15 protein-coding genes are annotated in these 17,649 nt (G+C 44.0%); 13 read left to right on the top strand and 2 right to left on the bottom strand.

Going from position 1 to position 17,649, the window contains the following annotated elements; all coding sequences use genetic code 11:
* Positions 1 to 6: 6 nt before the first annotated feature.
* On the top strand, positions 7 to 1,110 hold the full coding sequence (locus tag NST33_RS19085; RefSeq protein ID WP_339304721.1) for a metallophosphoesterase: 1,104 nt from the start codon (positions 7 to 9) through the stop codon (positions 1,108 to 1,110).
* Between the two features lie 34 nt (positions 1,111 to 1,144).
* Here NST33_RS19085 and NST33_RS19080 read toward each other — a convergent pair whose 3' ends face one another.
* A complete protein-coding gene (locus NST33_RS19080) occupies positions 1,145 to 1,642 on the bottom strand; it encodes a stalk domain-containing protein (RefSeq protein WP_339304719.1) in 498 nt (165 codons plus the stop codon).
* A 394-nt stretch (positions 1,643 to 2,036) separates the two neighbouring features.
* Between NST33_RS19080 and NST33_RS19075 the strand changes: the two genes are divergently transcribed.
* From NST33_RS19075 to NST33_RS19060, 4 genes are all read left to right on the top strand, one after another.
* Positions 2,037 to 2,891: a PRD domain-containing protein gene (locus tag NST33_RS19075; RefSeq protein WP_036613466.1), complete on the top strand. Its 855-nt coding sequence runs from the start codon at positions 2,037 to 2,039 to the stop codon at positions 2,889 to 2,891.
* Between the two features lie 132 nt (positions 2,892 to 3,023).
* Positions 3,024 to 4,946, top strand: a complete 1,923-nt coding sequence (locus NST33_RS19070; protein ID WP_339304717.1) for a beta-glucoside-specific PTS transporter subunit IIABC — start codon at positions 3,024 to 3,026, stop codon at positions 4,944 to 4,946.
* Between the two features lie 49 nt (positions 4,947 to 4,995).
* The gene (ascB, locus tag NST33_RS19065) at positions 4,996 to 6,459 is read left to right on the top strand and encodes a 6-phospho-beta-glucosidase (RefSeq protein WP_339304715.1); all 1,464 of its coding nucleotides are present in this window, start codon (positions 4,996 to 4,998) and stop codon (positions 6,457 to 6,459) included.
* 168 nt (positions 6,460 to 6,627) lie between these two features.
* Positions 6,628 to 7,194 (top strand): hypothetical protein, encoded by a 567-nt coding sequence (locus NST33_RS19060; protein WP_339304713.1) that lies wholly within the window; start codon positions 6,628 to 6,630, stop codon positions 7,192 to 7,194.
* A gap of 9 nt (positions 7,195 to 7,203) precedes the next feature.
* On the opposite strand, the gene NST33_RS19055 is transcribed toward NST33_RS19060, so the two are convergent.
* Positions 7,204 to 8,088 carry an AraC family transcriptional regulator gene (locus tag NST33_RS19055; protein ID WP_339304711.1) on the bottom strand — a complete coding sequence of 295 codons (885 nt, stop codon included), beginning with the start codon at positions 8,086 to 8,088 and terminating at the stop codon, positions 7,204 to 7,206.
* A gap of 242 nt (positions 8,089 to 8,330) precedes the next feature.
* Between NST33_RS19055 and NST33_RS19050 the strand changes: the two genes are divergently transcribed.
* The 8 genes from NST33_RS19050 to NST33_RS19015 all read left to right on the top strand — a co-directional run bounded on the left by NST33_RS19050 (position 8,331) and on the right by NST33_RS19015 (position 17,545).
* On the top strand, positions 8,331 to 10,952 hold the full coding sequence (locus NST33_RS19050) for a family 78 glycoside hydrolase catalytic domain (RefSeq protein WP_339304709.1): 2,622 nt from the start codon (positions 8,331 to 8,333) through the stop codon (positions 10,950 to 10,952).
* 115 nt (positions 10,953 to 11,067) lie between these two features.
* Positions 11,068 to 11,541, top strand: a complete 474-nt coding sequence (locus NST33_RS19045) for a putative immunity protein (protein WP_339304707.1) — start codon at positions 11,068 to 11,070, stop codon at positions 11,539 to 11,541.
* Positions 11,516 to 12,055, top strand: coding sequence for a GNAT family N-acetyltransferase (locus NST33_RS19040; protein ID WP_339304706.1), 540 nt, complete (start codon positions 11,516 to 11,518; stop codon positions 12,053 to 12,055). The genes NST33_RS19045 and NST33_RS19040 overlap by 26 nt, the downstream gene beginning before the upstream one ends.
* Before the next feature lie 71 nt (positions 12,056 to 12,126).
* Entirely contained in the window at positions 12,127 to 13,284 is a 1,158-nt protein-coding gene (locus NST33_RS19035; protein ID WP_339304704.1) for an acyltransferase, read from the top strand.
* A gap of 167 nt (positions 13,285 to 13,451) precedes the next feature.
* On the top strand, positions 13,452 to 14,012 hold the full coding sequence (locus NST33_RS19030; protein WP_339304702.1) for an AAA family ATPase: 561 nt from the start codon (positions 13,452 to 13,454) through the stop codon (positions 14,010 to 14,012).
* A gap of 57 nt (positions 14,013 to 14,069) precedes the next feature.
* A complete protein-coding gene (locus tag NST33_RS19025; RefSeq protein WP_339304700.1) occupies positions 14,070 to 14,369 on the top strand; it encodes a hypothetical protein in 300 nt (99 codons plus the stop codon).
* A 231-nt stretch (positions 14,370 to 14,600) separates the two neighbouring features.
* Complete coding sequence (locus tag NST33_RS19020; protein WP_036613486.1) at positions 14,601 to 15,440, top strand: PRD domain-containing protein; 840 nt, start codon at positions 14,601 to 14,603, stop codon at positions 15,438 to 15,440.
* 167 nt (positions 15,441 to 15,607) lie between these two features.
* Positions 15,608 to 17,545 (top strand): beta-glucoside-specific PTS transporter subunit IIABC, encoded by a 1,938-nt coding sequence (locus NST33_RS19015; RefSeq protein ID WP_339304698.1) that lies wholly within the window; start codon positions 15,608 to 15,610, stop codon positions 17,543 to 17,545.
* Positions 17,546 to 17,649: the final 104 nt, after the last annotated feature.

Here is a 17,649-nt window from a genome sequence, read left to right as displayed (position 1 = left end):
CCGGGCATGTTTGTATTAGCGGGTATATTGTTTTTGTTTGTATATGGTTTATTAGTGTTCTACATAGGCTGGAGCGGTTGGAGTTGGATGAAACCTGTCGTGTCCGCCAGATTTCGGTGGTTGTATATTATAGGGCTTGTATTCCTTGCCATTTCCTTCATATTGGCACGATTATTTGGAAGCATTTCGTTCCTCGGTATTATCGGTTCTTACTGGCTAGCGATCTTCTCGTTGTTATTGTTGATCCTGCCCGTCGTTCACCTCACGATGTGGTTGCTGAGATTAACTCGTATTCCTAGACATCACACCCAGAAATGGGCGGGGGTCGTTACGCTGGTGCTGTTAGTGTCCACATTAGGTTATGGAATCTTCAACGCCTACAGCCCGGTAGTCAGAACATATAATATCCAGATTGATAAAAAAGTAGAAGGTGTAGACAAGCTCAACATTGTCATGGCTGCCGATATGCACTTTGGACTTCTGTCTGGACCTGCACATGCCAAACGCATGGTGGAGGAAATTAATGCACTGAAGCCGGATCTGGTGCTGTATCCAGGAGATATTATTGATGACAATCTGGATATGTACCTCAATAGCGGAATTGCCGATATTATCAGTGATATTCAGGCTCCATACGGCGTCTATGCTTCACTCGGGAATCACGACAAGTTCGATGGTCCGATTGAAGATCTGATTGCTGCGCTGGAGAAGAGCAACATGCAAGTTCTGTACGATAACAAGATTGTTCTGGATGACAAGATCACCCTCATTGGACGGAAAGACCGAACAGAGAAGGATCGTGCAGAAGTATCTACGTTAATGCAAGGTACTGACTTGAACCAACCGGTACTTATGATGGATCACCAGCCGTATGATCTGGATATTGCGGAGCAAAACAATATAGATCTGGTGGTATCCGGCCACACCCACCGTGGTCAGATTGCACCGGCTCAGTTCATCACACAGGCCATTTATGAGAACGATTGGGGTTATCTGCAAAAGGGCTCCATGCACTCCATCGTAACGTCAGGATTTGGATTCTGGGGACCTCCGATTCGCACAAGCAGTCGTTCGGAGATTGTACAGATTAATGTGACGTTCCAGCAATGATGAAAGGCCCTTCGAAAGAAGGGCCTTTTACTAACTATAGTTTTACCATTTTCTTGGATTTGAAGTTCCATTCGTAAACTTCCCCTGTGTACATGTGTATGTAGTAAAGGCCATAAGTTACTTCATGTGTTTCTCTGTCAGAGTATGAACGCATTACATAATAATCTCCGTCTTTTGGTTCCTCATCAACAGTTAGACTATACATTTCGATTTCTTTTTTTATTTTTTTATATAACAGTTCAAACGCTTGATTCCCTGTTAATTTAATTAATGGTTGTTTGCCGATGTACAGATTATTTGACTTTAAAGCTACGTTCTCACCGAGTGCAGTACTTATACTTCTAACTGGTACATATGTAGTGTTGTTATAGGTTATTGAATTAGCTGTCAACTTCTTTGTTCCGTCTACATAAATATTTACTTTCTGTAGTAAAGCTTTTATTGGCGTTCCTGATGCTGCATAAGCTGTAACTCCTGTAAGCATTGATCCAATTGTGATACCAATGAGTAATCCTTTTACTTTGTCCCTCACGAATTAATCCCCTTTATCTAAAATTACTTCCTATCAATTAAATCATTTCTCTATTTAAGGTGAAAAATCCTTCAAAACATTTACTTTAGTTATAATCTCATACAATTCAAGCGATGAGTCGTTGGGAATATTTCGTTTGAATCTGCATCAAAATGTGAATATTAAAACATATGAACCCCTTAAACGTGGAAGCGTAGGGAAATGACTCATATAAGGGAAAGAACCGGAATAGAGCATTACTATTTTTTTGGTTGACACCGTTTTCAGGTTATGATAAATTAGATCCGAGGCTTGTTACCGGTAATGCGGGCAAAACCACTATGGAAATGATTTTATTATTTCTGTTTTGGTTTTGCCCTTTTTTATTCCTCAAAAAAAACCAGGTGGGTCCATAATGATTATTAAACAGATATTTAATAACAATATTGTCAGTACCGTGGATGACAAAAATCAGGAACTACTGATCCTCGGCCGGGGTATCGGATTTAAGTTCAAAGCTGGCGATGAGATTGATGAAGAGCGGATTGAGAAGGTATTTCGTCTTCAGGATGCATCAATCTATGAGAAATTCAAATCCATCGTAGCTGAAGTGCCGATTGAGATTTTGCAGGCAACAGATGATATTGTGACACTGGCACGAACGCAATTGAACAAAACCATCAGTGACGGGATCTATGTCTCGCTGTCTGATCACATTCACTTTGCTGTTCAGCGCTTGGAAAAAGGAATGATTACTCGTAATCCACTTTCTTGGGAAGTTCAGCACTTCTATAAGGCGGAGTATGATGTAGCCAGAGAAGCACTGACCTTGCTGAAGGAAAGACTGGATATTGAGTTTCCCAAAGATGAAATCTGTAATATTGCCTTGCATTTCATCAATGCGGAAGTCAATGATTCCATGAACGATGTCACCCATCTGATGCAGCTGTTGCAGGAGATCATGAATATCATCAAATATCACTTCAACGTTGAATTGGATGAAGATAGCGTCAATTATTTCCGCTTCATCACCCATTTGAAATATTTCTGTCAGCGGGTCATTACACATTCTTCACATGATGATGCTGAGGAGTATTTATATGAAGTGGTTCGGAAAAACTATCCGGAGACATTCAAATGTATTGGCAAGATCGAGACTTTTATCCATAAGAACTATCAGTATGACATGACTCACTCTGAGCAGTTATATCTAACGCTCCATCTGGAACGTTTGATGAAAACCAAGCGGGACGAGAAGTCCACGCAATAGAATCAAATCACAACTGGATATCCTATGGGCTTGTTACTGTTCAATCAGGCAATACCCGAATGAGATGGCGCCATCCATATGCGCTAGATTCGTTCGGGTATTTTTTATTGGAAAAATGAGGAGGAAAACATCATGAAACATCAGGAAACGGCGCAGGAAATCATTAAAGCCGTTGGGGGAACAAACAATATTAACTCAGTTTATCACTGCGTCACACGTTTGCGCTTTGATCTGAAAGACAACGAGAAAGTTGACAACGGCTCACTCAAGAAACTGGATAAGGTCATGGGAACGAATATTTCCGGCGACCAATTCCAAGTCATTATCGGTAATGATGTAGCAAAAGTGTTCGATGCCATGGTGAAGGAAAATCCGGCAATCCAGCAAACTACAGAAAATAAAGAACCAAAGTCGGATAAAAAACAAAATGTCGTGCTGAAAATTTTTGAAACAATCGCAGGTGTCTTTGCCCCGATGCTTCCAGCGATTACTGCGGCAGGTATGCTCAAAGGATTACTTGCACTATTTGTATCCGTAGGTTGGATGTCTGCCGGAACGGATACGTATCGTATTCTTTCAGCCATTGGTGACGGCGTATTCCACTACCTGCCTTTACTGATTGCAGTCAGCGCTGCTCGTAAATTCGGCAGTAACCCGTTTGTTGCGATTGCCCTAGGTACGGCACTCATGTATCCAGACATGACAGCATTGTTATCTAGCGGTGAATCGGTTGGATTCTTGGGAATCCCGGTTACAGCAGTAAGTTATGCTTCATCGGTTATTCCGATTTTACTCGCTGTATGGTTGATGTCCTATGTTGAGAAATGGGTTGACCGTGTTATCCCTGCTGCACTTAAGCTGCTGCTTGTGCCGCTGATTACCTTGCTTGTTATGGTTCCGGTAACGCTGATTGCGATCGGTCCATTGGGTACATTTGTAGGTAGCGGATTGTCTGGCGGCATCAACTGGCTGCTGAATGAAGGCGGATTGATTGCAGGTATTGTTCTGGGCGGCGCGATGGCGCTCATTATTATGACAGGAATGCACTATGCACTTGTGCCGATCATCCTGAGTAATATCGCTACACTGGGCTTTGATAAATTCTTGCCGTTGACCTTTATCTCCAATATGGGTCAGGCGGGTGCAACACTCGGCGTATTCTTCCGGGCAAAAGATAAAAAACTCAAAACCGTTGCATTGTCCACGAGCTTTACAGCGCTGATGGGTGTAACGGAGCCAGCTATGTACGGCGTAAATATGAAATACAAAAAACCATTTGCCGCAGCCATGATTGGTAGCGCAGTGGGTGGCGGATTCGCCCTTGCTTTTGGCGCGAAAGCGTATGTACTTGCGGGTAATGGGGGTCTCCCAGGACTTCCTTCCCTGATTGGACAGACCTTCTGGTATTCCTTTGGAGGTATGATTTTGGCCTTTATCGTGGGTGCGATCATGTCTACGATATTTGGTATCAAGGAAGAAGAGGGAGACGCAGAGGCGTTAGCTCAATTCTCACCGGGTGCTTCTACAGCACAAGCGAAAGTAACTTCCAACAACAATGCAGTAACCGTAAGCGTGGACGACATGGGCGATCCAACACCAACGAGTGATGCAATAGCAGTTGCACCGATGACAGGTAAATCCATCCCACTCAAAGAAGTCAACGATCCAACATTTGGTGATGAATTGATGGGTAAAGGTGTGGCATTTGTTCCAACGGTGGGCGAATTGGTTTCTCCAGTGACAGGTACCATCATGAATGTGTTCAAAACAAAACATGCGATCGTTGTCCGCAGTGATAACGGAATGGAATTGTTGATTCATGTTGGAATTAACACGGTGAAGCTGCGTGGACAGTATTTTGATGCACATGTTGCTACTGGAGCACGTGTACAGGCTGGAGACAAGTTACTCACGTTTGAACTGGCCGAGATTGCAAAAGAATACGATATCACAACCGCTATGGTTGTTACCAATACGGCTGATTACAAGCAGGTTCTACCTGTGAAATTGGGCGAAATCACGATTGGTGAAGACGTCTTGAAAGCTGAGATCTAAATGGTCCGTCTTAGGACTAACAATATTAACAAAAGAAGGAGAGATTCGAATGATTAATCGACAAGGGTTCCCGGAAGGTTTTCTATGGGGCGGCGCTATTGCCGCTAATCAGGCTGAAGGTGGATTCGACGCTGGTGGCAAAGGATGGTCGACAGCCGACATGGTTCCTTATTTTGAGAAAAAGGACTACACCAACCTTAGAGAACTGATGCATGTTACCAGTGCCACGGTTGAGAAAGCAATGGCACATCATAGTGCGGAAGGTTATCCGAAGCGTTACGGGATTGATTTTTATCACCGTTTCAAAGAGGATATTGCGCTGTTCGCCGAGCTGGGCTTCAAGACATTCCGTCTGTCCATTAACTGGCCGCGTATTTTCCCGAATGGTTATGATGCCGAGCCAAATGAAGAGGGAATGCGTTTCTATGACGAAGTGTTCGATGAACTCCGGAAATACGATATCGAACCGCTTGTAACACTCTCGCATTATGAGATGCCTATGGCGCTTGTCCTCAAATATAACGGCTGGGCTGGCCGCGAAGTGATTGGACATTTTGTAAGATATGCGGAAACGGTGATGACCCGGTACAAGGACAAGGTCAAGTACTGGTTGACGTTTAATGAGATTAACACAACCATCATTGAACCGTTCACAGGCGGCGGTATTATTGAAGACCGGGTTGAAAACACGATGCAGGCTTCTTATCAGGCACTTCATCATCAATTTGTAGCCAGCAGCCTGGTAACAGGAAAGGCACGTCAGATTAACCCGAACTTCCAGATCGGATGTATGCTTGCGCGTATGATTCACTACCCGGCGACATCGAAGCCAGAGGATGTGCTGCAAGCACAGATCGATAATCAGCTGAACCTGCTGCATACGGATGTACAAGTTCGTGGCAGTTATCCAACGTTCATGGCTCGGTACTGGGCAGAGAACGGGATTACGATTGTCATGGAACCGGGAGATGAGCAGATCCTGCGTGAGCACACGGTTGATTTCATTTCGTTCAGTTATTACACATCCTTAGTGTCCGCAGTGAACCCAGAGGAATATGGAGTGACGGGTGGTAACCTGTACAGTACGATCAAGAACCCGAATCTGGAGCGTACAGAGTGGGGCTGGCAGCTTGATCCGATCGGTCTGCGCGTGGCACTGAAAGAGCTGTATGACCGTTATCAATTGCCACTGTTTGTGGTGGAGAATGGCCTTGGCGCGAAAGATACGGTTGAAGCAGACGGTTCTATCAACGATGATTACCGTATTGATTACCTGAGAAAACATATTACACAAATGAAAGAAGCCGTTATGGATGGTGTAGACCTGATGGGATATACCAACTGGGGAGCGATTGATATCATCAGTGCATCCACTTCGGAAATGTCCAAGCGTTATGGCGTAATCTATGTGGATCAGGATGACAACGGACAAGGCACATTGAATCGGTATAAGAAAAAAAGCTTTGGCTGGTACCAAAAAGTCATTGCCTCAAATGGCGAGAACTTGGAATAGATTAATCTATATAGGCACCCCGAGCGTAGCTGGTATTACGGCGCCGGGGCGCCTTTTTTATATGATCCTGTAGTATTCTCATCAACGCTATTGGCATTTCAAGGTAAAAAAGATGACTACATAACATACTGGATGGTATACTGTGATCGTATTGGGGGAGGGATAACCATGAAGAAGCCTATTATTGCTGTAGATATGGATGACACGATATGTCATCTGGTCAAGCGGGCTATATATCACAACAACCTCAACTTCCCGACCCATCCGTTGCGCTATGAGGATATGATTCATTGGGATACGTCCCATTTGCGTCATCCAGAGAGCACGCACGATGTATTTTATGGTCGGCCGGGTTTGTTCGAGGAATTGGAGTTATACGACGAGTATGTTGTAGAAGAGATGCGAAAGCTGAACGATGCCTATGATGTCATTGTTGTAACGGCAGCGGAACCAAGAACACTTGTTGAGAAGTGGAACTGGCTTCAGCAGCACATGCCTTTTATAACCGCAGAACAGTTTATTACATGCAAAAGAAAAAACCTGCTCGCTTTTGATTTGCTTATTGATGATGGGGCACATAATTTGATTCCAGCGCATGAGGATGGCAAAAAGGTCATCTGTATCCCGCATCCATGGAATATACAGGAGCGTGAGCAATACAACTTTCCGTTAATGTCTTCATGGAAAGAGGCCAAGGCATACATAGATGAAGTGTTACAGGTTGTTGGTGTCTGAAAGTAAATCTTATTGTCCAGAGTGCTGTGCTCTGGATTTTTTGCGATAGGCGAGAGGTGTTTCGCCTGTTATTTTTTTGAATGCAGCATAGAATGAATCCATATCCCGATATCCGACCAGCTCGGCAATCAGACTGACTTTGTGCTGTGAACTCTTTAGAAGTTCGCAGCTTTTTTGTATACGGAGGTGTTGCAGGTAGCTGCTAAAGGTCTGACCGGTATGTCGCAGAAACATTCGGCCAATTTGTTTTTCGCTAAAGCCCGATACACGTACCAGATCAGACATCCGAATACGATTGCCTAAGTGTTCCTTGATATAGTGAAGGATGTAATCAAGACCGGTGGAATGATTCTCTTCATCATGATCCTTTTGATAAAGTTGTCTGTAGGTCATCAATACCAACTGGCTCACCAGGGTGTATAACATGGTAGACGAACCGATTCCCTGAACGGATGATTCACGATATAGCTTCACCATTACTTCTTCAATCCGGTCGTTGTGATCCACAACGGATATATAAGGAACCTGATTTTGTTCCAGATCCATCAGATGTTGAATGATTTCTTTTTCCTGAATGATTGCTGTCAGCGTGTGGATCAATTCAGCATTAAATAAGCAATTATATATAATTAACGGATGCTCGGTTACGTTGGTGCTGACAGGACGAAAGACATGAGGAACGCCGACAGGAATGACAAACAGCATCCCCTTTGTCACCGGAATGACATCTTCACCGATATGATGAAAGCCCTTTCCTTCGGCAACATAACTATACTCAATAAAATCATGTGCGTGAAAAGGGAGTACAAAATCTTCAGAGCAACGATTGACAAAAAGTTGCAGATGATTATGCAGAAAGTATTCGCTTTTCATGAGTTGTACAGATGAATTCACAAGCAACCTCCTCGCACAGATGGCTGAATCACCGGATGAAATAGTCCTGATTACCGGGTATTTAGGGCAACAGGATCGATATAATTATATCGTAACGCCGAATGGGAAGCCAAGATGGAAAGGACGATCTGCTAATGTTCAACGTTAGTCACCTTCGCTGTGAGTATAGAATCAATCCGATAGGCCTTGATGTCCAATCACCGAGATTAAGCTGGCAGTTACAGTCTGATCGTCGAAACTGCATGCAATCCGCATACCAGATCCAGCTGTCCCTGTCAGAAGATTTTGATGAGATTGCATGGGATTCTGGCAAGATAAGCAAGGATCAATCCATACATGTGGAATTAAACCATTTTCAGCCTTCTCCGCAAACGCGATACAACTACCGAATTCAGGCATGGGATGATGCAGGAAGTGATTCGGGCTGGTCCGAAACGGCTTATTTCGAGATGGGACTTATGGATAGTCATAACAAGTGGCAAGCAGTATGGATCACAGCTCAACCATCAGATGATGGAGATACGTCATGCCCACGTATGCGCAAGCATTTTAATGTGAAACAACCTGTTACGTCTGCCAGAATATATGTGACAGCACTTGGATTATACGAGTTGCATATGAACAACACAAGAGTAGGAGAAGATTATTTTACACCTGGTTGGACCTCTTATCGTAAGCGATTACAATATCAAACCTATGATGTAACTCATCTACTTCAGGATGGGCAGAACATATTAGGCGCTTATCTGGGTGATGGCTGGTATCGAGGGTATCTCGGCTGGAACAAAGAACGGGAGATATTTGGTCCAACGTCCGCATTGCTGCTGGAACTGCATATGAAATATGCAGATGGTTCGGAGGAATGTATTCTATCCAATGGGGAGTGGACGGCTGCTCCTAGTGCCATTCGCATGTCGGACATCTATATGGGGGAGACGTATGATGCACGAATGGAGTCCGATTGGTCGGATTCATCTCAGACGAATTGGTCACCCGTGAACGTACTGGAGCATCCCAAAGATATCATCGTTGCGCAGGAGAACGTACCCGTCACCCAAGTAGAACAACTACAGCCAATCGCCTTGTTAACAACACCACAGGGAGATCGTGTAATAGACATGGGGCAGAATATGGTGGGATGGGTGAGATTCAGCATTCAAGGTGAGGCGGGTCAGACGGTTGAGCTGCACCATGCTGAGATATTGGATCATGAAGGCAACTTTTACACCGATAATCTTCGCGCCGCCAAGCAGTGTATTCGCTACACCTGCAAGGGGGATGGCGTGGAAACATTTGAACCGCATTTTACGTTCCAAGGGTTTCGCTATGTGAAGCTGGTTAACTTTCCGGAACACGTCCGTCTGGATGAATTCACCGGAATAGTGCTGCACTCGAATATGGAGCCAACAGGTCAGTTCTCATGCTCCAGTCCACTGGTGAACCAACTGCATCACAATATATTGTGGGGGCAAAAGGGGAATTTCCTTGACGTGCCGACAGACTGTCCACAGAGGGATGAACGTCTCGGGTGGACTGGCGATGCACAGATGTTTGTCCGCACATCTTCCTACCTGATGAATACGGCTCCCTTCTTTACCAAATGGCTGCGGGATCTGGAAGCGGATCAGGGAGAAGATGGAGGTATTCCATTCTTCGTTCCGGATCTGAGAAGTTCCACCACAGAAGGGTGGGGAGACATCAGTCATTCTTCCGCCGCTTGGGGTGATGCTGCAGTCATCTGTCCTTGGACCATCTATGAGATGTATGGGGATGCCAGATTACTGGCCGAGCAATATGAGAGTATGAAGCGGTGGGTTGAATACATTCACGTGCAGGGTGACAATCCGTATCTGTGGAACACGGGATTCCATTTTGGCGATTGGCTGGGACTGGACTCCAAGCCCGATAGTTATGTCGGTGCAACGGACACGGATTATGTGGCAACTGCATTTTATGCCTATTCAGTGTCGTTAACTCAAAAGGCAGCTGAGGCACTTGGAAAGACAGATGATGCTGAATATTACAAGCAGTTGCAAACAAACATTGTTCATGCGTTTCGAAATGAATTCGTGACTCCAGCCGGCAAAATTGCTGTTCCTACGCAAACAGCACATGTTCTTGCGCTCCAATTTGACCTGCTGGAAGCGACTGCCCGATCTCGTGCTGTTGAACAATTGGCAAAACTCGTGAAAGAGGCGGGAAATCATCTTACTACAGGTTTCGTGGGCACACCTTATCTGAATCCGGTATTGAGTGATGCAGGTCTTCACGACCTGGCTTATACATTACTTTTTCAAGAGGATTATCCGTCCTGGCTATATCAGGTGACTCAAGGCGCAACGACCGTTTGGGAACATTGGGATGGGATAAAAGAGGATGGAAGTCTCTGGAGTGCTGATATGAACTCATTTAACCACTATGCGTACGGGGCGATTGGAGAATGGTTGTATCGTTACGTTGCCGGCATTCGGTCCGATGAACATCAGCCAGGATTCCGAATGGTGCATATCGAGCCGCAACCCGGACCTGGACTGGATTGGGTGGAAGCGAGTCTGGAGACGATGTATGGTCAAGTTGCTTCAAGCTGGCGCCGGCTGGCGGAGGGTGAAATGGAGATTCGGGTGCATATTCCCGCCAACACGAGAGGTACGGTACGTCTTCCTGGAGCAGGTGCACAGATCGTTCTGGAACAAGGGAAACCGTTAGATCAGTTGGATCAGATAAGTGGAGTTCAGGATATTCAAGACATTGGAAACGATGTTGAAGTCACACTGGGATCGGGAAGTTACCAATTTACGTACAAAGACACGGATGCGAAAAAGGATCGGGATGTTCAGGAGGCTGCATTGACAGAGTCCGTATAATGATAGAATAAGCGGTAAAAGGTACACTTGAAGAGGATCTGCACACACGCAGGTCCTTTTTCGAACTTGTCTGAGAGTGAATTTGTAGTATTTGAACAATGAAAGGAGCATGATTATGGCAAAACCTGCATTCAAAGATGCACCTTTACGTAGTGAAATAGAGGATTTGGTTAAGCAACAGGATCACCATACATTGGCCTGTTGGGCTGCGGAGTGTGCGGCACGTGTCTTGTATATATTTGAGAAGAAGACGGAGGATCTCCGCGCACGTGATGCCATTGATGCAGGAAGAGGTTGGATCCGTGGAGAGATTGCCATGGTTGATGCACGAAAGGCGGCTTTTGCAGCTCATGCTGCTGCACGGGAAGCCAATCATGTCGCTGCCTCTGCTGCATCTCGTGCGGCGGGACACGCAGCTGCAACTGCTCATGTGAAGGAGCATGCGGTACATGCCGCAACGTATGCAGTGAAAGCTATCTTTTATGACTCTTTGATGGAAGAACAAGAACGTCGTGTCCTGGAAGAGAGAATATGGCAATATCAATATCTGTTGGGAGGATGTAATGATCATGGGGAGAGAACACGTTAGATTAATTAAACCATCACGAGCATATAAGGAAGCGTATTTGGCATTTTATGAAGACTGGGTCAGAAGTGGAGAATTGATGGTACCTTGGGTCATTTCCAAAGATCCTTATGCGTTCGATGAGATGTTGGCATTTTTGCAACGCAATGAACAAGGGATCGACATCCCGGAAGGCTGGGTCAAAGACAGTACATACTGGTTGGTCACGGAGAGTCAACAAATCGTGGGTGCTGTGAATATAAGGCATGAGCTTAACGATAAATTGTTCAACAGTGGAGGACATATTGGATATGGTATTCGTCCAGGAGAGAGGCACAATGGCTATGGTTCCGAAATTCTCAGGCTTTCTTTGGAGAAAACAAGAGAGCTTGGAATCTCCAAAGTATTGGTTGTATGTGATGCGGTTAATGAGCCTTCCAGAAGGGTTATCCTTCGAAATGGTGGCATTCGGGATGAAGACTATGTGGAGTCCAATGGCAACGTTGTTGAACGATTCTGGATAGAGAATGTCGAATAATGCAGAATAATGATGAAATATAACGAAAATAATATGGATTATGATTGTATTACCCTCGTGTGCTGATTAAAATGAAGCATAGAATCTGGATTGCGGCCGGAAACTATCATCCCATATCAGGCACAAGTGAGGTTATCTTTATGAATCAACCGGTTAATCGGCCCCGGCGAATTGAGTATCTGGATCTCTATCGTGCTTTTGCCATCATGGCAGTGGTAGCTATTCATGCAACTTCAACAGCAGTTGCGCATTACCCCAAGCATACATTAGATCATGATGTGTATTACTTCTGGAACACGTTTTTGCAATTTGCCGTTCCAGCGTTCCTGTTTCTGTCGTCCCTGGTCTTGTTCTACAACTACAGCTCCAAGGTGAATGAGAAGGGTTGGATGCTCGCTTTTTATAAGAAGCGTTTATTTAATGTATTTGTTCCCTATGTGGTGTGGTCCCTTATCTATTTTGCCATTAAACAGTTGCTTGCGGGCAAAGAACCTTTGACCCATAGTGTTCAATTTGCCAAACAATTAGTGATGGGAACCGCTCATACGCACTTGTACTTTTTTCTGATTATTCTTCAATTTTATATCGTTTTTCCGTGGCTTCTGTCCCTTACACGCCATCGTTTGTTTAATCGGTACTTGCCATTATTCTTTATTGCGGGCCAAGCGATCTTCTATGCTCTACATTTGCAGTTTCACTTCGAACGGACAGGAAGTTTGTTACCCAGTTATCTGATCGTGATTGGATTTGGCGCATGGGTTGGGTTGAACTTTGAGTGGGCATTGAAGAAACTATACACTCACCGTTATGTGCTTATAGCTGCATTGTTGAGCGGAGGTGCCATTTTTATATATGGTAATGCTTATATCAAAACCGCTTTTGCTGCATACCCGGCTATTACCTATACCGTGCTGTTCTTGTTCCGTAATCTGTTTACCTTGTCAGCCTGTTTGCTCCTGTTGATCTTCAGTGAACGAATGGGCACAGGAAAACATACCGAGGTTCGAAAAGCTACGCGTATTCTGGACTCCTTGGGTACAGTTGCGTTCGGTGTGTTTTTAATGCATCCACTCGTACTGCTCTTCTGGAGACGTGAATTCACAGATGACCTGGCTCGGCACTTCAGCGTGGGCATCATTCTATCTTATATTGTGGCGCTCCTGATCTCATGGATCTGCGCGATGGGTTTGCGCCGGATGAAGTGGGGATGGGTACTGATCGGACGGTAAGTTAAAATAAACATATGTAATTTAAGATAAGAGATTTCAAGCCCTCACGCGTTGAGGGAATCACTTGAAACCTCTTTTTTATTTGCCCTAAAGAAGTTATTATAGAGTTTAATGTCCATAAAATTGAATTAATGGAATGAACACTACCTTGTCAGGAGTGATCGAAAATGAAATTAGTGATTATTTTTGGCCCACAGGCTGTGGGCAAGATGACGGTTGGGCAAGAACTGGAGAAGATAACAAAGCTAAAATTGTTTCATAACCACATGACCATTGAATTGGTGTCTCCTTTCTTCAGCTATGGCACACCACAAGGCAAAAGACTGGTGAGTCTGTTCCGGCAGGAGATTTTTGAAGAAGTGGCAAAGAGTGATTTGCCGGGTCTGATTTTTACATTTGTGTGGGCTTTGGACGCAGAGTCAGATGGTGAATACATCCGTAAGATCAGTGAGTTGTTTACATCTCAAGGAGGTCAGGTCTGTTATGTGGAACTGGAGGCCGATGCATCGGAAAGACTAGAGCGCAATAAAAGTCCGCATCGTCTGTTACATAAACCAACAAAGCGTGACATTGCGTGGTCTGAGCGAGATTTGCTGGATACGATGAAGCATTATCGATTAAATTCGGAACCGGGAGAAATCAAGCATGAGCACTACATAAGGATTGATAACACACACAAGAGCCCGGACGAGGTGGCAAAGTTAATTCAGGAACGATTTAATTTGTAATCTGAGAAACATCTATTTTAGCAAAGTAGATGCTTTCTATGAGAGGGGCACTACATCATGTACTTTGTTATATTTTTGCTCATAGGACTTGTTTTATGTTTTCTGATCCCATTTGGTCCAATAGTGGCCGGGGGCATTATTTTTGCACTTGTTGTAGACCAATACCGTCAGACGATGCATATGCGTGAAGATATCCGGGATATCAAGAATCATCTGGGCCTAATGAACAATAATGAGGCAAAAGAGTACGAGTTGGATAAAGAATATACGCAAGTTGATCAATTGAGTTCAGAAGAAATGAACATGATTAATCGAAGAATCGAAGCGGAACTGGAGAAAGTCAGCAAAAAACAATAAACCGTAAATCCTTGTAAAAAAATTCTTGATTTGCTTACTCCTGTGAGTATATTTACCTAGATCGGGAGTCATGCTAATTCGATATTAACTTTTTGTTGCACTGTGTAGAAGTTTGTAATATTATGAGGGAAGCGCGTACAACATATCGGGTTGTAACTGTTGAATCAGGCAAAGCCGTATACCTTGAGAAAAGGGATTGGTTTGTCTTTTTCTGTATATTGGAGTGATAAAGTGAAAATCGAGAAGGTGCTGAACAATAATGCTGTAGTTGCAATGAATGACGAACAGGAAGTTATTATCATTGGCCGGGGGATTGCTTATCAGAAGCGGGCGGGTGATATGGTTTCCGAGCAGCATATCGACAAGATATTTACTTTACAGAATGAAGATATTCAGGAAAACTTCAAGGCATTAATCTCAAGCATTCCTCTGGAATACATGAAAGTATCCGAGGAAATCATCGCTTACGCCAAATTAAAACTTGGCAAGAAATTAAATGAGAGCATTTACTTACATCTCACAGACCATATTCACTTTGCCATTGAGCGGTATCGCAAGAATCTGCCCATACGCAACGGCTTAATCTGGGAGACAAAGCAGTTATACAAAGAGGAATATGAAGTCGGAATGGAAGCGCTCAATATGATCTGTGATCAGTTTGGTGTAATCTTGCCCGAGGACGAAGCCGGTTTTATGGCACTTCACTTTGTCAATGCAGCTTTGAACGAGGAAATGCCGAACATCAAGAGTATGACGCAGGTCATGCAGGAAATCTTGACAATCATCAAGTATCATTTCAAGATTGATTTTGATGAGAACTCACTGACATTTTATCGCTTTGTGACACATTTGAAGTTTTTCGCCCAACGTTTGGTGAAGGGAAAACATTACAAGAGCAACAACGACGATGAACTGTTCCTGATGATTCAGAAAAAGTATCCGGCAGCGCACAAGTGCTCGGAGAAAATCAAGAAATTCATTGAAAGCAACTACACGTATCAACTAACTGACGAAGAATTGATGTACTTAACGATTCATATTGAGAGAGTTGTGAATGCAACTTCTGAATAATCCCATAGATCAGCTTGCAGGGTTGCAACCACTAGGGCAAAACCTGAACGCTTGAATGACAGAACATACCGTTAACCGGATGTTCCATACATTCAGATGTTCAGGTTTTTTTATTCTCTCCAATATGCTTCGAATCCGTGTCTAGCCAGAAAGGAAGAAAAGACTTCATGAAACACGAGCAATTAGCCAAAGACATTCTGTCTGGCGTTGGTGGAAAACAGAACATTAACAGCGTGGTGCACTGTGCGACCAGACTTCGTTTCAAATTAAAAAATGACAATAATGCCAAAACAGACGAACTCAAAAATTTACCTGGAGTTATAACGGTAATGCAAAGTGGGGGGCAATACCAGGTCGTTGTGGGTAACGAAGTGTCTGATGTCTATAAAGCCTTGTTACAAGTGGGTAATATGAATGCGGATGAACCGGTCTCAACTGATGATTCAGAATCTTCCGGTAAAAAAGAGAGTCTCTTGGGTCAGTTTATCGACTTGATCTCGGGTGTATTTACACCCATTCTCGGCTTACTTGCTGCTACAGGGATGATCAAAGGTTTCCTGTCCATGTTTACTTCTCTCGAGTGGTTGGACCCGGCTTCAGGAACATATCAACTGTTGAATGCCGCAGGAGACTGTCTGTTCTACTTCTTCCCAATCTTCCTGGGTTACACAGCTATGAAAAAATTCGGTGGATCTCCATTCCTCGGGATGGCCATTGGAGCATCACTTGTATATCCGACCTTATCCGGTCTTAGTGGTGGGGAACCGCTCTATACGCTGTTTGCAGGCACATTGTTTGAATCACCGATTCATATCACGTTCCTGGGTATTCCCGTTATCTTGATGAGTTATTCCTCATCCGTCATTCCGATTATTATTGCTGCTTATTTTGGAGCAAAGGTAGAAACGTTCTTCAAAAAAATCATTCCTTCTGTTGTGAGAACGTTCCTCACGCCATTCTTTACAATTCTGATTGTTGTACCTGTAACATTTCTCTTGATTGGTCCAATCGCGACATGGGCAAGTCAGCTGATTGGTGCCGGGGTATCGGGCATCTATGACTTGAGTCCGTTGGTAACTGGTATTGTTGTGGGTGGATTGTGGCAAGTGTTGGTGATCTTTGGGTTACACTGGGGTATCGTACCAATCATGCTGCTGAATCTGTCCACACTGAAAGCAGATCCGATTCTGGCGATGATGTTCGCTGCTTCTTTTGCTCAGATTGGTGCTGTTCTTGGCGTTATGCTTAAAACAAAAAATACCAAACTCAAATCACTGGGTGTGCCTGCCTTTGTGTCCGGGATTTTTGGTGTAACTGAGCCTGCTATTTATGGCCTTACGTTGCCATTGAAAAAACCATTTATTATGAGTTGTATTGCTTCTGCAACGGCTGGTGGTATTATTGGCTTTGCAGGTTCCAAAATGTTTGTATTTGCTTCAGGAATCTTTGGTGTTCCAGCGCTGATTAGTCCCACAGAGGGGATCAACTATGAATTCTGGATGGCCATGATTGCCACTATCATTGCTTTTGTACTAGGTTTTGTTCTCGTTTATTTTGTAGGATTCAAAGATCCTGCTAATCCAGAGGCTGCCAAACAGGCTCCAGAGCCAGTAAAAGAAGAGAAGGCTGCACTTGAGCCTAATCCCAACAATCGCTACGAAATTGCCAGCCCGATGACGGGTGAGGTAGTTCCTTTGCAAGAAATTAACGATGCTACATTTGCTGGTGAACATATGGGTAAAGGGATCGCTATTCGCCCAACCAGTGGGAGAGTTGTATCCCCGATTAATGGTGTGGTACAGACGATTTATCGTACCAAACATGCAATTGGTCTTGTAGATGATCAAGGTGTAGAGATTCTGATCCATATCGGTCAGGATACGGTACAGCTCAAAGGTCAACATTTCACTGCACATGTGAAAGATGGAGATCGTGTGAGTGTTGGAGATCTGATCGTTGAATTCGATCTGCAGGCCATTATTGAGGCGGGATATGAGACCGTAACACCGATTATTGTAACGAATACGGCTGATTATTTGGACGTGGTTGCTACAACAAGTCGTGAAGTGCATGAAAAGGATAAATTGGTTACGGTTATAGGTTAATTCTGCTTTAGTACGTATTTTAATAATGTGAACATTAAGCTATATAGAGACCACTTTGATGTTTTCGAAGTGGTCTCTTTTTTTTATTTTCGGTCAATCAAATG

Source organism: Paenibacillus sp. FSL L8-0435 (genome assembly GCF_037965655.1).
GTDB lineage: Bacteria > Bacillota > Bacilli > Paenibacillales > Paenibacillaceae > Paenibacillus.
This window is presented reverse-complemented; position numbering and strand designations above follow the sequence as displayed.